Raw genomic sequence first — 14678 nt, 5'->3', positions numbered from 1 at the left:
AAACACACCCTCTTCTCAAGGGGCATGTTTCACGTGAAACACGCCCCAAACCGGAATCAGTGCGCGGCCTCGGCGAGGTGCTGCGTACCGATCCGCTTGCGGAACACCCAGTAAGTCCAGCCCTGGTAGAGCAGCACGATCGGCGTGGCGATCCCGGCGCACCAGGTCATGATCTTCAGGGTGTAGGGGCTCGACGAGGCGTTGGTGACCGTGAGGCTCCAGTCCTCGTTGAGCGACGACGGCATGACGTTCGGGAAGAGGGAGAGGAAGAGCATCGCCACCGCGGCCACGATCGTGACCCCGGACAGCGCGAACGACCATCCCTCCCGTCCGGCCTGGTTCGCCACCAGCGCCGCGATCAGAGCGGCCACGGCCACGACGAGCGCGACCAGGCTCTTGGCATCGCCGCTGTCGATCTGCGTCCACAGCAGGAACACCAGCGCCAGCGCGGCGGTCAGGAGCCCCACCTTGAGGGCCAGCTTCCGCGCCCGTTCCCGGATGTCACCGACGGTCTTGAGCGCGGTGAACACCGCTCCGTGGAAGGTGAACAGCGTCAGTGTCACCAGGCCGCCGAGCAGGGCGTACGGGTTGAGCAGGTCCCAGAGGTTGCCGACGTACTCGAAGTTCTTGTCGATCTTCACGCCCCGCACGATGTTGCCGAAGGCCACACCCCACAGGAACGCGGGGAGCAGGGAGGTCCAGAAGATCGCGGTCTCCCAGTTGCGCTGCCAGTTCTCCTCGGGCCGCTTCGCGCGGTACTCGAAGGCGACTCCGCGCACGATCAGGCAGACCAGGATGACCAGCAGCGGCAGGTAGAACCCGGAGAAGAGGGTGGCGTACCACTCGGGGAAGGCGGCGAAGGTCGCGCCGCCCGCCGTGAGCAGCCACACCTCGTTGCCGTCCCAGACGGGGCCGATGGTGTTGATCAGCACCCGCTTCTCGGGCCGGTCGCGGGCCAGCAGCCTGGTGAGGATGCCGACCCCGAAGTCGAAGCCCTCCAGGAAGAAGTAGCCGGTCCACAGGACGGCGATGAGGACGAACCAGACGTCGTGAAGTTGCATGACTCGATCTCCCTGGGCCTAGTACGAGAAGGCCATCGGCTTGTCGGCGTCACGGGAGTCGCCGCCGATCTTCGTGGGCGGGTTGAGGTCGGCCTCGGTGAGCTCGGGCGGTCCGGCCTTGACGTACTTCACCAGCAGCTTGACCTCGACGACGGCGAGGATCGCGTACAGCGCGGTGAAGGTGATCATCGAAGTGAGGACCTCGGCCTGGGAGACACCGGGGGAGACCGCGTGCCGGGTCTGCAGGACGCCGTAGACGACCCACGGCTGCCGGCCCATCTCGGTGAAGATCCAGCCCCAGGAGTTGGCGATCAGCGGGAAGCCCAGGGTCCAGATGGCCACCAGCCAGTACAGCCTGCTGAGCTTCGGGTTGAGCGCCTTGTTCCGGAACAGGACAAGATGCGGCACCTCGTCCTCGCCCACCCTCAGATGCTGGGGCAGCATGAACTTCTTGCGGGTCAGCCAGAGCCCGAGCAGTCCGATCGCGAAGGACGCCATGCCGAAGCCGATCATCCAGCGGAACGCCCAGAAGGTGACGGGGATGATGGGCCGGTAGTCGCCGGGCCCGTACTTGGCCTGCTCGGCCTTGTTGGTGTCGTTGATGCCGGGGACATAGGAGTTGAAGTCGTCGTCGGCAAGGAAGGACAGCACGCCCGGGACCGAGAGCTCGACCGTGTTGTGGCCCTTGCTGACATCGCCGTAGGCGAAGACCGAGAACGGCGCCGACTTCTGGCCGTCCCACAGGGCCTCGGCCGCGGCCATCTTCATCGGCTGCTGCTTGAACATGACCTTGCCGAGCGTGTCCCCGCTGATCGCGGTGAGCAGTCCGGCGATGACGACCGTGATCAGGCCCAGCCGCAGCGAGGTCTTCATCACGGGGACGTGCTTCTTGCGGAACAGGTGGAAGGCGGCGATGCCGACCATGAACGCGCCGCCGGTCAGGAAGCACGCGGTGAGCGTGTGGAAGGCCTGCGCGAGCGCGGTGTTCTGGGTGAGGACGGCCCAGAAGTCGGTGAGTTCGGCGCGGCCCTTGGCCTTGTTGATCCGGTAGCCGACCGGATGCTGCATCCAGGAGTTGGCCGCGAGGATGAAGTACGCCGACAGGATCGTGCCGAGCGAGACCATCCAGATACAGGCCAGATGGATCTTCTTCGGAAGCTTGTCCCAGCCGAAGATCCACAGACCGATGAAGGTCGACTCGAAGAAGAAGGCGATCAGGGCCTCGAAGGCGAGCGGGGCGCCGAAGATGTCACCGACGAAGCGCGAGTAGTCGGACCAGTTCATGCCGAACTGGAACTCCTGCACGATGCCCGTGACCACGCCCATCGCGATGTTGATCAGGAAGAGCTTGCCCCAGAACTTCGTCGCCCTGAGGTACTTCTCGTTCTCCGTGCGCACCCATGCGGTCTGAAGGCCGGCCGTCAGGGCGGCGAGCGAGATCGTCAGGGGGACGAACAGGAAGTGGTAGACGGTGGTGATGCCGAACTGCCATCGCGCCAGGGTCTCCGGCGCCAAAGCCAGGTCCACGTCGCCGCTCCTTACCTCACAGGCTGGTGGAACTTACGCTCATAGGAGCGCTTGTGAAAGCGTTCACATTCACAAGCAATTATGGCGCATGGAAGTTCGGCCCGGGATGGGCGGGGGGTCCTGAAGCGGGTCCGATAGGTCACACCTGGACAGGGCCGGTCGGCACCTGGCGTTCGGGGCGCCTCGGTTCCACGTGAAACCAAGACGCCCCGCGGCTTCCGACTGCCGTCACGGCGTGACGATCACGACAGCCATCGCTGTATGGCGACCGTCACAGCTTCTTGCGGACCGTCACAGCTCCTTGCGGAAACCCTCAGCCACCTTCAGGAAGATGTCGTTCGCCTCGGTCTCCCCGACCGTCACCCGCACACCCTCGCCCGGGAACGGCCGGATCACGACACCGTGCTGCTCGCAGGAGGCGGCGAAAGCGACCGTCTGCTCCCCCAGCCGCAGCCAAACGAAGTTGGCCTGGGTCTCGGGCACGGTCCAGCCCTGGGCACGCAGCGCGTCGACCACGCGCGTGCGCTCGCACACCAGCGAGCCGACCCGTCCGATCAACTCGTCCTCGGCGCGCAGCGAGGCGATCGCCGCCTCCTGAGCGATCTGGCTCACCCCGAACGGCACGGCCGTCTTGCGCAGCGCCGCCGCCACCGGCTCATGGGCGATCGCGAAACCGACCCGCAGGCCGGCGAGGCCGTACGCCTTGGAGAACGTGCGCAGCACACAGACGTTGGGCCGCTCCCGGTAGATCTCCACCCCGTCCGGGACCTCCGGATCGCGGATGAACTCGCGGTAGGCCTCGTCCAGCACCACCAGCACATCGCCCGGCACCCGGTCCAGGAAGCGCTCGAGCTCGGCACGCCTGACCACCGTGCCCGTCGGGTTGTTGGGGTTGCAGACGAAGATCAGGCGCGTGCGGTCGGTGATCGCGCCGGCCATGGCGTCCAGGTCGTGCACATCTCCCGGTGTCAGCGGCACCTGGACCGAGGTCGCGCCACTGATCTGCGTGATGATCGGGTACGCCTCGAAGGAGCGCCAGGCGTAGACGACCTCGTCGCCGGGACCCGCGGTGGACTGGATCAGCTGCTGGGCGACACCGACCGAACCGGTGCCGGTCGCCAGGTCGGAGAGCGGGACGCCGAAGCGGTCGGACAGCTCGTTCATCAGGCCGGTGCAGGCCATGTCGGGGTAGCGGTTGAAGGACGAGGCCGCGGCCGTCACGCTCTCCATCACGCCGGGCAGCGGCGGATAGGGGTTCTCGTTGGAGGACAGCTTGTAGGCCGCCGGGCCACCGGCCGCGGCAGGCTTGCCCGGCTTGTAGGTGGGGATCCCCGCCAGCTCGGCGCGCAGCTTGGGGCTCGTCTCGCTCACCGCAGTCCTCCTCGCGACCACCGGCGGCAGGTCCACGCCGCCGGCTTCCAATACTCCACACCTTATGAGGATTCGGCGCCGCTGCGTACAGGTGCGGCCGGACCCGGTCCGGCGGCCCGGCCGACCGCATCCGCCGTCACAGGCATCAGGGGCATCGCCGTACGAAGCCAGACGAATCGCGGACCGGTCCAGGGGCGCGGCCAGATATATCTGTGCGCCGGTGGCTCACGCCCTGGCGCGCATCACCCGTGCAGGTGAGTTGAGACCTCTTCGAGACATCGGGAAGTTGGCAGGCTCATGCGTGCCGACAAGTCACGTAGTGCCATTGGATCGTTCAACTGACTCTCTTTCAAAGGTAGTTGACGGTAAATGACCATGCAGAAACGTGCCTGTCAACGCGTGCATATGCGTCCGCCCTACCCCACCGCATGAGCCCTACTATCGGCTCGCCATGACAGCAGCAGGGAAGCACCAGGTGAGCCGCGCGGAAACCTCACGTCGAGGCAGTCGGCCGGGCCGGGCGGGCATCAGAGACGTGGCCGCCGCCGCCGGAGTCTCCATCACGACCGTCTCCGATGCCCTGAACGGCAAGGGCAGGCTCCCGGACGCCACCCGACGCCATGTCCGTGAGGTCGCCGACCGGCTGGGCTACCGGCCCTCGGCGGCGGCCCGGACCCTCCGTACGGGCAAGTCGGGACTCATCGGCCTGACCGTGACGACGTACGGGGATGAACCTTTCACCTTCACCGAGTTCGCGTACTTCGCCGAGATGGCGCGCGCCGCCACCTCCGCCGCGCTCGCCCGCGGCTATGCCCTGGTGATCCTGCCCGCGACCTCCCGTCACGACGTCTGGTCGAACGTGGCACTGGACGGCACGGTCGTCATCGACCCGTCCGACAAGGACCCGGTGGTCAGCGAACTGGTCCGGCAGGGTTTACCGGTCGTCTCCGACGGCCGCCCGGCCGGCGCGCTGCCGGTCACCGCGTGGGTCGACAACGACCACGAGGCCGCCGTCCTCGGCATCCTCGACCATCTGGCCGACGCCGGCGCCCGCCGCATCGGTCTGCTGACGGGGACCACGACGGACACGTACACCCATCTGTCCACGACGGCGTACCTGCGCTGGTGCGAGCGCGTCGGCCAGGACCCGGTGTACGAGGCCTACCCCGCGCACGATCCGTGCGCGGGCGCCGTCGCCGCCGACCGGCTGCTCGCCCGCCCCGACCGGCCGGACGCCGTCTACGGGCTGTTCGACCCGAACGGCACCGATCTGCTCGCCGCCGCCCGTCGTTACGGCCTGCGCGTACCGGACGACCTGCTTCTGGTCTGCTGCAGCGAATCCACCGTGTACGCCAACACCGAACCGCCGATCACCACGCTCTCACTGAAGCCGCGCCGGATCGGCACGGCGGTGGTGCAGCTGCTCATCGACGCGATCGAGGGGGTCGAATCGGACCAACCGGTCGAGCAGGTGATACCGACCGAGCTGATCGTCCGTACCTCGTCCCAGCGACGTCCGCCGCGCACGACCGTCAGCCCCCCGCGTTCGCCCGAAGAGGAGTGAAACAAGCGCTGTCAGCAGCGGTCGAAGCCCTGCCCAATCGGGGCGAAAGCCGCGGTGAACTGGACTCTTGCTCCGATTCACCACCCCTGGGTCATCACATGGCGCGATCCGCATTCCTATGATGGGCCCACGACACCGCGGGCCGCTGCGACCAGGCAGTCCGAAGCGGTGCAGATGCGGCGCGATGGTGGAGGGGTCTGATGACTCAGGGGGCCGGTCAGGGACCCGAGGTGGAGCGGACGGCGACGTTGCGCGACTTCCGGGTGCCTGCATACGTCCACGAGACCGGCCCGTACGGCCACAGCACGCACCCCGGCGACGTCGTACCGCCCCAGGAGGAGGCGTATCCCGACGGGTACACACCCACCGAGCGCGATCTGCCGGTCGTCCAGCCCGGTGACCCGCTCGGCGGGAACGTCGACCCGGTGTCGGCGGGCATCCCGCAGCAGACGGAGGGCGTGGGGCCGCTGTACGTCGTGGGGGACGTGCACGGCTATCTGGAGGAACTGCTGGCCGCCCTGCGCGAGCAGGGACTGATCGACGTGGCGGGCAACTGGTGCGCGGGCACCGCCCGGCTGTGGTTCCTCGGCGACTTCACCGACCGCGGACCCGACGGCATCGGCGTCATCGAGCTGGTGATGCGGCTGTCCGCCGAGGCGGCCGCGGCCGGCGGCTACTGCAAGGCCCTCATGGGCAACCACGAGCTGCTGCTGCTCGGCGCCAAGCGCTTCGGCGACACCCCCGTCAACTCCGGCGCGGGCACCGCCACCTTCCAGGCGGCCTGGCTGCTCAACGGCGGGCAGAAGACCGACATGGACCGTCTGCAGGACCACCACCTGCAGTGGATGGCCCGCCTCGACGCGGTCGAGGAGGTCGACGGCTATCTGCTCGTCCACTCCGACACCACCGCCTACCTCGACTACGGCGACTCGATCGAGGCGGTCAACGACACGGTCCGCGAGACACTCACCCGTAACGACGCCGACGAGTGCTGGGACCTGTTCCGCAAGTTCACCAAGCGCTTCTCCTTCCGCGACGAGGGTGGTGCAGACGCCGTACGCTCCCTGCTGGATACGTACGGCGGCACCCGGATCGTTCACGGCCACAGTCCCATTCCCTATCTGCTGGGCGAGGTCGGTTCCGAGGACGGCGAGGAGCGCCCGGAGCCGGTGGTCGAGGGACCGCACGTCTACGCGGACGGCCTGGCCATCGCGATGGACGGCGGAGTGACCATGGCCGGAAAGCTGCTGGTCCAGCAACTTCCGCTGGATAACTGAACGTTCTCGGGGCAGGCGGGGCCACACGGAGGATCGTGGAGAACGGCCCTGGCCAGGGCCCAATTTCCGGAAACCCCCTGTCACCGCGTGCCGTCCCCGCTCTACCATCGGCTTATCCGTAGCAGGCTCCCCTCCGTTTCTGCCCGACGGCTCGTTGGCATGCGAGCCCCAAGCCCTACGGAGCATCGGGGGATGCACATGAACAGCGTTCCGCAGCACCTGCTGAGTGAGGACCGCCAGGAGTACGAGCGGGTCCTCGACGAGGCGCTGCGCTCCGCCCCACACCGCCCGGAACTGGCCGCTGTGGGACAGCGGCTGAATCCCGAACAGCTGCGCACCATGGCGCTGAACGCCACCGCCCTCATCACGGTGGCCGCCGCGACCGAGTACCAGCACTACGTGAAGGTCCGCGAGGAACTGCGCCAGCCGGCGTCGTCCACCCCGTCACCCTCCCGTGAATCCGGCTCCGCGGAGCCGGGCGCGGGCGCGATGGGGCTCGCCACCACCCTCGGCGAGGCCGCCGAGCCGGCCGGCGCGGGCGCCGTCGCCGTCGCCGCCGTCCTCACCCCCGTCCTCGCCGGAACGGCCGCGGCGATATTCCTGCTCGTCGGCTACATCATCAGGTCCGTCGCCCCCGAACAGACGTTCGGCAAAACCCTCCTGACGGCGGGTTGGGTGTTCGGCGCCCTGACCGCGGCCGCGATCCTCGTCGCCGCCGTCGGGCTTCTCCTGACGGCCCTGCGCAACAGCCCCTCGCTGGAGGCGGGACCGTACGGCGAACTGAACGAGGAGGTGACCCGGGCCAGGGAGGCCTGGCGTGAAGCGCTGCTGGAGCGCGGGATCCTGCCGTTCCTGCGCGACGCACTGGCCGACCCGGGCACCGCGGCAGCCCTGCACGATCCCGCCCCGCAGGCGCCGACCAGCCGCATCCCGCATCTGGGGTACGACCGCCCGGGCTTCACCAGCCCGGACGACGGCCCGGCACGCGGTCACCGCCCGAGCTTCACCAGCCCGGACTACACCAGCCCGGACTTCGGAGGCCCGGAACACCAGCCGGAGTGACCACCGGCTTGCGCCTCCCACCGCCAAGGCCCCTCGTAGGAGCGCAAGCCGGACAGTCGGTCGCAGCCAGCGGTCTTACGGGCGACGAGTCGCGGTCGCGACGTCACGGGCGGCGCGTTCATCGCATCGCGCGCGTGCGGCCTGAACGGCCTCGACATCGCACAAGCGCCTTATTCCGCCGGGGCATCGAGCGGGCCGAGCATGGGCGCACCACGCCCACCTGACGAGGAGACCTGATGTCCGCCCGCATGCATGCCGTCGTCCAGTCCGCGTTCGGCGGCCCCGAGGCGCTCGTGTACACGGAGACCGACGTGCCCGAACCGGGGGCGGGTGAGGTGCTGCTCCGCGTCGCCGGTGCCGGGGTCAACCCGGGAGACGCGGTGCTGCGGTCCGGCCGGGTGCCGGAGCTGGTCACCCTGCCGTGGACGCCGGGCAACGACGTTGCCGGGGTCATCGAGCGGGTCGGTGAGGGCATGACGCGGTTCGCGCCCGGCGACGCGGTGTACGGCATGCTGGCGGTCGGCCGGCACGGAGCGTACGCCGAGTTCACCGTCGCCCCGGCCGAGGCGCTGGCCCTCGCGCCGAGGAACCTCGATCTGGTGCACGCGGGTGCCGTGCCGCTGGTGGCTGTGACCGCATGGCAGGCACTGGCCGTGCTGGCGGGGGTCCAGCCGGGCGACCGGGTGCTGATCCACGCGGCGGCCGGCGGCGTCGGGCATGTCGCGGTGCAACTGGCCAAGGAGTTGGGGGCGCACGTCATCGGCACCGCACGAGCCGCCCGTCACGACCTGCTGCGCCGACTGGGCGCCGACGAACTGGTCGACTACACCACCACCGACTTCCGGACCGCCGTGGCGCCCGTGGACGTGGTCCTCGACCTGGTGGGCGGTTCCTACGGTCCACACTCCCTAGACGTGTTACGGCCGGGCGGCCTGCTCATCGGTGCGTCGATCGATCCGGGAACCGACCAGCGCCAGGCCGCCGACCGGGGGCTGCGTTATGTCTGGGTCACGGCCGAGCCCACGGGGGCGCTGCTGGATCACATCACCGAGCGCATCGAGACCGGCCGGCTGCGGGTGATGGTCCAGGACACCTACCCGCTGTCCGAAGCGGCGGCGGCCCACCGCGCGATCGAGACCAGGCAGACGACTGGCAAGATCGTCCTGGTGCCCTGACGGCCCCCAGCAGAGCGTTCCTTGGAGTCCGCGGATGATCGATGCAAGCGTGCGTGTGTGGCATGACGAAGAGGGCTGGGGGATCCTCGACTCCCCACAGACGCCCGGCGGTTGCTGGGCGCACTTCTCGGCGATCGAGATGGCGGAGTTCCGTTCTCTGTCCGTCGGCCAGGTCGTCGCCCTGGAGTGGGAGGTCGGCGAGCAGGACGGCTGGCACTACCGAGCCGTCCGCGTGGTGCTCACGGACACCGAGTCCGCGGACTGACAGACGCCGATTGCGCGAACTGGCAGACGCCGATTCCGCGGACTGACGGACGCCGGGTCACGGCGGAGGAAGCGCCGTCCCGGGTCGGTGGCGGGACGGCGCTTCCGGCGTTCGTCAGTCGGCGATCGGCAGGTACACCCTGTTGCCGCTCGCCGCGAACTCCTTGGACTTCTGCAGCATCCCCTCCGCGATCTCCTCCTGCGACGCCCCGTCGACCGCCTCACCGCCGAAGCGCTCGGTGATGGTGTGGCTGATCTTCATGGAGCAGAACTTCGGCCCGCACATCGAGCAGAAGTGGGCCGTCTTGGCCGGCTCCGCGGGGAGGGTCTCGTCATGGAACTCGCGGGCCGTGTCCGGGTCCAGGGCGAGGTTGAACTGGTCCTCCCATCGGAACTCGAAGCGGGCGTCGGACAGCGCGTCGTCCCACTCCTGCGCCCCGGGGTGCCCCTTGGCGAGGTCGGCCGCGTGGGCGGCGATCTTGTAGGTGATGACACCGGTCTTGACGTCGTCCCGGTTGGGCAGCCCCAAGTGCTCCTTGGGAGTGACGTAGCAGAGCATCGCCGTGCCCCACCAGGCGATCATCGCGGCACCGATACCGGAGGTGATGTGGTCGTACGCCGGCGCGACGTCCGTCGTCAGCGGGCCGAGCGTATAGAACGGAGCTTCATCGCAGATCTCCTGCTGAAGGTCGATGTTCTCCTTGATCTTGTGCATCGGGACATGCCCCGGGCCCTCGATCATGGTCTGTACGTTGAAACGCTTCGCGATCCGGTTGAGTTCCCCGAGCGTGCGCAACTCCGCGAACTGCGCCTCGTCGTTGGCGTCCGCGATCGAACCGGGACGCAGACCGTCCCCGAGCGAGTACGTGACGTCGTACGCGGCGAGGATCTCGCAGAGTTCTTCGAAGTTCTCGTACAGGAACGACTCCTTGTGGTGCGCCAGGCACCACGCCGCCATGATCGAGCCGCCGCGCGAGACGATGCCGGTCTTGCGGTTGGCGGTGAGCGGGACGAACGGGAGGCGCACGCCCGCGTGGACGGTCATGTAGTCCACGCCCTGCTCGGCTTGTTCGATGACCGTGTCCTTGTAGATCTCCCAGGTCAGCTCCTCGGCCCGGCCGTCGACCTTCTCCAGCGCCTGGTAGAGCGGCACCGTGCCGATGGGGACGGGGGAGTTGCGCAGCACCCACTCACGGGTGGTGTGGATGTTGCGGCCGGTGGACAGGTCCATGACCGTGTCGGCGCCCCAGCGGGTCGCCCAGGTCATCTTCTCGACCTCCTCCTCGATGGAGGAGGTGACCGCGGAGTTGCCGATGTTCGCGTTGACCTTCACCAGGAACCGCTTGCCGATGATCATCGGCTCGATCTCCGGGTGGTTGACGTTCGCGGGGAGAACCGCCCGGCCCTCCGCGATCTCCTCGCGGACGACCTCCGGTGAGACGTTCTCCCGGAGGGCCACGAACTCCATCTCGGGCGTGATCTCGCCGCGGCGCGCATACGCAAGCTGCGTGACCGCCTTGCCGTCGCGGCTGCGCCGCGGCTGGCGCGGCCGTCCCGGGAAGACGGCGTCGAGGTTGCGCAGACCGCCGCGGGGCGATGTGTGCTTGAGCCCGTCGTCCTCCGGACGGACGGGCCGGCCCGCGTACTCCTCGGTGTCGCCGCGGCCGACGATCCAGTTCTCGCGCAGCGGGGCGAGCCCCCTGCGGACATCCGTGACGGTGAGCGGATCGGTGTACGGCCCCGAGGTGTCGTACAGCGTGACCGACTGCCCGTTGGTGAGGTGCACCTGACGGACCGGCACCCGCAGATCGGGGCGCGAACCCTCGATGTACGCCTTGTGCCAGCCGATGGACTTCCCGTTCTCCCCGTCGAACTGCGCGGAGGCAGGCGTGCGTGCGTCCTTGTTGGTCATGAGACCTACTCCCTACGCCGGCATTACCCGGTAACAGGTTCGGCGGTCGACGCAGCGGTTTCCGTCTGCCGACGTTTCGTGTGGAACATCACTCTTTGGGTGATGTTCCACGTGAAACATCGCTGGGACGGAGGTCAGCGCCCTCTCAGCCCGGTGCTCCGAGCTCCCGCGTGTGCAAAGGTGCCTACACGCTAGCGCCATATGTGGCGCGGTCAACAGTGCGCCTCTGCCGTTGTTGGGATGATCTGCCGGTGACCACGACACACCAGCCCTCGTATCCGCCCCCGGAGCCGCCCCCTGGGCACGGCCCGGGATACGGCGGCACCCATGGGGCCGACGGCCACGAACGCGGTCACGGACCCGGAGGCCCCGACGGGCAGGGACATGGGCACGATACGGGCGCCCATGGTGGGCACGGGAACGATGCGGGCGGCCACAGCGGGCACGGCCACAGTCACAGCCATGGTCCGGCTGCCCCCGTCTCGCAGCATCTGCGCAAGGTCATCGCGGCCATCCTCATCCCGTTCGCCGCCGCCGTGGTCGTCGGGCTCGTGGTGCTGTGGCCGGGCGGCGCCCCGTCGCACCAGCGAACCGGAGTGGGCTTCGACCGGCAGACCCAGCAGGCGACGGTCACCAAGGTCGTCTCCGTGAGCTGCAAGTCGGTGAACGCCTCCGGCGGGAGCTCGCTCGGCGACACCTCCGCCACCGGGGGTTCCTCCGCCCAGCAGCAGGAGAAGGGCACCTGCAAGAAGGCGACGATCCGGGTCGACACCGGCAACGACAAGGGCCGTACGTTCACCGAGATCGTGCAGCCCGACCAGTCGCGACAACTGCACCAGGGCGAGAAGGTGGTGGCCGCCTACGAGCCCTCGGCACCCAAGGACCTGCAGTACTCCGTGGCCGACGTGAACCGACGGTTCCCGATGGCCCTGCTGGCCGGCATCTTCGCGCTCGCCGTCGTGATCGTCGGACGGCTGCGGGGCGTCATGGCGCTGGTCGCGCTGGCCATCAGTTTCCTGATCCTGAACTTCTTCATCCTGCCCGCGATCCTGCAGGGCTCGAATCCGCTGCTCGTGGCGGTGATCGGGTCGAGCGCGATCATGCTGATCGCCCTCTACGCGTGCCACGGGCTGTCGGCCCGTACGTCCGTTGCGGTGCTCGGCACGCTGATCTCGCTGGTGCTGATCGGTTTCCTCGGCTCGCAGTTCATCGGCTGGGCCGCGCTCACCGGGAACACCGACGACAACACCGGCCTGATCCACGGCCTGTATCCCTCGATCGACATGAGCGGTCTGCTGCTCGCGGGCGTCATCATCGGCTCGCTCGGTGTCCTCGACGACGTGACGGTCACTCAGACCTCGGCGGTCTGGGAACTGCACGAGGCCAACCCCTCCACGGGGTGGCGCGGGCTGTACCGCGCCGGCATCCGCATCGGCCGCGACCACATCGCGTCCGTCGTCAACACCCTGGTCCTCGCCTACGCCGGTGCCGCGCTGCCCCTGCTGCTGCTCTTCTCCATCGCGCAGAGCAGTGTGGGCACGGTGGCCAACAGCGAGCTGGTGGCGGAGGAGATCGTGCGCACGCTGGTGGGATCGATCGGGCTGGTCGCCTCGGTCCCGGTCACGACGTTGCTGGCCGCGCTGGTGGTCTCGGCCGACCGACCGTCACGGGAGACGGCACCCAGCACGGCAGCGGCCGGCATCGCACCGCCTGCGGCCCGCACGGGGAAGGGCCGACGACGCAAGCACTGAGGACGAGGCCCACGGGTGCACACGTCAGCGGAAGAAGCGTTACTGCGTTCCGTTCCGGCCGCCCCCCGCGCAGGCCTCACCCGGCGCTTTGCTCCTCCGCCAGGATGCGGTCCAGCGCCTCGTCCAGGTGGGCGTCGAACTCGGCGAGCGCGCCCTCCTGGCCGAGCGGCACCAGTTTGTCGGTGCGGTCCAGGAATGCGATGAGCGGCGCCGTCGACGAACGGAACAGCGCCTGGTCACCGCCCACCTGAAGCCGGATCAGCACCTCGCTCAGCGAGTCCACCTCGGCGGGCGACACCCGCACATCACCCTCACCGCACGGCCTGCCCACCCCGTCGATCAGCAACTCCCTGCCGAACGCCCAGGTCACCGGGGCATCGCCCGGCAGATGGAAGGTCAGCCGAACGGCATAGGGATCACACGTCTCGTACCCCAGCTCGACCGGGATACGGAAGGAGAGCTCCTCGGAGACGAGGAAGCTCATCATGACCTCTGCCTGTACGGACTCGCGCATCGCCTACCCCGTCATATGAAGCCGAATGGCTGGGAATGATCCCCTGACACTGCAGGCATCTTGCTGAAAGTGAGTGACAGATCACAAGGAGTGAGTTTTCAGATACTGATAGAGAGCGCCAGTGACCCCAGCAGGCGCCCGATCTCGTCCTGCAGTTGCCGCGCCGCCGCCTGCAGACGGTCGGCCTGATGGGCGGGCAGGGAGATGGCCATCGTCGCCGCTGTCGTACCGATGGTGATCGGGACCGCCGCGCACACCGTCCCCAGCGCGTACTCCTGCCGCTCGGTGACCGGCTCCATCCGACCTGTCCGTTCGAGCCGCCGCAACAGGGTGTGACTGTCACGCACCGTGTACGGCGTGATGGCCTGCACGGGATAGCGGTCGAGATGATCGCGACGCGCCTCCTCGTCCAGCTGGGACAGCAGGCACTGTCCGATCGCGTGCGCGTGCCCGGTCTCACGGAAGTCGGCCCACTCCTCGACCGCCGGATTGCCCGGGGTGTCGGAGACGCACATGACCTCGATCTCGCCGTCCCGGTACACCGCGTAGTACACCGGCACGCCGATCGCGTCCCGCCAGCTGGCGAGCGCGTCGACCATGGTGCTGCGACGTTTCTCCTGCGCTCCGCTGCTTCCCAGCCGCTCGGCCGCGTCGCCGAGGAAGAACAACCCCTTCTCCCGGCGCAGATAGCCCTCGTGCACCAGCGTGCGCAGCAGGTGGTACGCCGTGGGCAACGCCAGGCCGGTCTCGCGGGCGAGTTGTTTGGCGGGGGCTCCGTGCTCGTGACCGGCGACGCATTCCAGCAGGCGCATCGCACGCTGGACGGACCCGATCAGGGTCGACTGCTGGGGTGGCGTGGTGGGGGACGGCGGTAGGCACCTCCCCGGCGGGGACGGCACCCGCTCCGGCGTCCGGGACCGTGGCCGCGAGGCGGCCGTCGACACTGACACCGTCGACGCCGGGGCGGCCGTCGCGCGCTTCTGCGCGGAGGGGCCCGGCTGTTCGGGGGGCCTGAGGCGACCCGGCGGGGAGACGGCCGTCCGGGGCGGGGTGGGGGGTGCGTGAGGGGCTGTGACTGCGGTGTCTACCGTGGCCAAGGGGTCACTCCCGAAGCGCGAGAGGGGCAGCCCGTGCGGGGAGACACGGGAGGGGGTGTGCGCCGCCCGCGGGGTCTTGCCCGCGTCGGATTCCGGACTCTAA

At 68.7% G+C, this 14678-nt stretch carries 12 protein-coding genes; 6 read left to right on the top strand and 6 right to left on the bottom strand.

Translation table 11 applies throughout. From position 1 onward, the window contains the following. Positions 1-56: 56 nt before the first annotated feature. The 3 genes from cydB to hisC form a co-directional block, all read right to left on the bottom strand. On the bottom strand, positions 57-1061 hold the full coding sequence (gene cydB, locus ACWCQ1_RS08605; protein WP_451026111.1) for a cytochrome d ubiquinol oxidase subunit II: 1005 nt from the start codon (positions 1059-1061) through the stop codon (positions 57-59). Between the two features lie 18 nt (positions 1062-1079). Continuing rightward, complete coding sequence (locus tag ACWCQ1_RS08600) at positions 1080-2588, bottom strand: cytochrome ubiquinol oxidase subunit I (RefSeq protein WP_358600510.1); 1509 nt, start codon at positions 2586-2588, stop codon at positions 1080-1082. Positions 2589-2879: 291 nt separating this feature from the next. Next, positions 2880-3959: a histidinol-phosphate transaminase gene (hisC, locus tag ACWCQ1_RS08595; protein WP_451026110.1), complete on the bottom strand. Its 1080-nt coding sequence runs from the start codon at positions 3957-3959 to the stop codon at positions 2880-2882. Positions 3960-4410: 451 nt separating this feature from the next. Here hisC and ACWCQ1_RS08590 point away from each other — a divergent pair, with 451 nt between their 5' ends. The 5 genes from ACWCQ1_RS08590 to ACWCQ1_RS08570 all read left to right on the top strand — a co-directional run bounded on the left by ACWCQ1_RS08590 (position 4411) and on the right by ACWCQ1_RS08570 (position 9302). Beyond that, complete coding sequence (locus tag ACWCQ1_RS08590) at positions 4411-5523, top strand: LacI family DNA-binding transcriptional regulator (RefSeq protein ID WP_451026109.1); 1113 nt, start codon at positions 4411-4413, stop codon at positions 5521-5523. Between the two features lie 200 nt (positions 5524-5723). Next, positions 5724-6800: a metallophosphoesterase gene (locus ACWCQ1_RS08585; RefSeq protein ID WP_133048317.1), complete on the top strand. Its 1077-nt coding sequence runs from the start codon at positions 5724-5726 to the stop codon at positions 6798-6800. 192 nt (positions 6801-6992) lie between these two features. Next, a complete protein-coding gene (locus tag ACWCQ1_RS08580) occupies positions 6993-7862 on the top strand; it encodes a hypothetical protein (RefSeq protein WP_451026108.1) in 870 nt (289 codons plus the stop codon). A 236-nt stretch (positions 7863-8098) separates the two neighbouring features. Beyond that, a complete protein-coding gene (locus tag ACWCQ1_RS08575) occupies positions 8099-9037 on the top strand; it encodes an NADP-dependent oxidoreductase (RefSeq protein ID WP_451026107.1) in 939 nt (312 codons plus the stop codon). Between the two features lie 34 nt (positions 9038-9071). Beyond that, positions 9072-9302 carry a S1 domain-containing protein gene (locus tag ACWCQ1_RS08570; RefSeq protein ID WP_133048320.1) on the top strand — a complete coding sequence of 77 codons (231 nt, stop codon included), beginning with the start codon at positions 9072-9074 and terminating at the stop codon, positions 9300-9302. Between the two features lie 114 nt (positions 9303-9416). Here the strand turns inward: ACWCQ1_RS08570 and thiC are convergent, their stop codons facing one another. Further along, positions 9417-11213, bottom strand: coding sequence for a phosphomethylpyrimidine synthase ThiC (gene thiC, locus ACWCQ1_RS08565; RefSeq protein ID WP_451026106.1), 1797 nt, complete (start codon positions 11211-11213; stop codon positions 9417-9419). 251 nt (positions 11214-11464) lie between these two features. Between thiC and ACWCQ1_RS08560 the strand changes: the two genes are divergently transcribed. Further along, entirely contained in the window at positions 11465-12964 is a 1500-nt protein-coding gene (locus ACWCQ1_RS08560; protein WP_451026105.1) for a YibE/F family protein, read from the top strand. Between the two features lie 76 nt (positions 12965-13040). Here ACWCQ1_RS08560 and ACWCQ1_RS08555 read toward each other — a convergent pair whose 3' ends face one another. Together ACWCQ1_RS08555 and ACWCQ1_RS08550 are read right to left on the bottom strand one after the other, a co-directional pair. Next, positions 13041-13478, bottom strand: coding sequence for an SsgA family sporulation/cell division regulator (locus ACWCQ1_RS08555; RefSeq protein ID WP_133048323.1), 438 nt, complete (start codon positions 13476-13478; stop codon positions 13041-13043). Positions 13479-13576: 98 nt separating this feature from the next. Further along, on the bottom strand, positions 13577-14311 hold the full coding sequence (locus ACWCQ1_RS08550) for an IclR family transcriptional regulator (RefSeq protein WP_451026151.1): 735 nt from the start codon (positions 14309-14311) through the stop codon (positions 13577-13579). Between the last annotated feature and the right edge of the window lie 367 nt (positions 14312-14678).

This window comes from Streptomyces sp. NPDC002144, from assembly GCF_053593695.1.
The sequence above is the reverse complement of the archived record's forward strand: the minus strand, read 5'-3'. Positions and strand labels throughout refer to the sequence as shown.

Excerpts from the sequence above, each read along its gene's own strand:
- cydB (WP_451026111.1), bottom strand. The coding sequence starts at position 1,061 with ATGCAACTTCACGACGTCTGGTTCGTCCTCATCGCCGTCCTGTGGACC.
- ACWCQ1_RS08590 (WP_451026109.1), top strand. The coding sequence starts at position 4,411 with ATGACAGCAGCAGGGAAGCACCAGGTGAGCCGCGCGGAAACCTCACGT.
- ACWCQ1_RS08585 (WP_133048317.1), top strand. The coding sequence starts at position 5,724 with ATGACTCAGGGGGCCGGTCAGGGACCCGAGGTGGAGCGGACGGCGACG.
- ACWCQ1_RS08580 (WP_451026108.1), top strand. The coding sequence starts at position 6,993 with ATGCACATGAACAGCGTTCCGCAGCACCTGCTGAGTGAGGACCGCCAG.
- ACWCQ1_RS08575 (WP_451026107.1), top strand. The coding sequence starts at position 8,099 with ATGTCCGCCCGCATGCATGCCGTCGTCCAGTCCGCGTTCGGCGGCCCC.
- ACWCQ1_RS08570 (WP_133048320.1), top strand. The coding sequence starts at position 9,072 with ATGATCGATGCAAGCGTGCGTGTGTGGCATGACGAAGAGGGCTGGGGG.
- thiC (WP_451026106.1), bottom strand. The coding sequence starts at position 11,213 with ATGACCAACAAGGACGCACGCACGCCTGCCTCCGCGCAGTTCGACGGG.
- ACWCQ1_RS08555 (WP_133048323.1), bottom strand. The coding sequence starts at position 13,478 with ATGCGCGAGTCCGTACAGGCAGAGGTCATGATGAGCTTCCTCGTCTCC.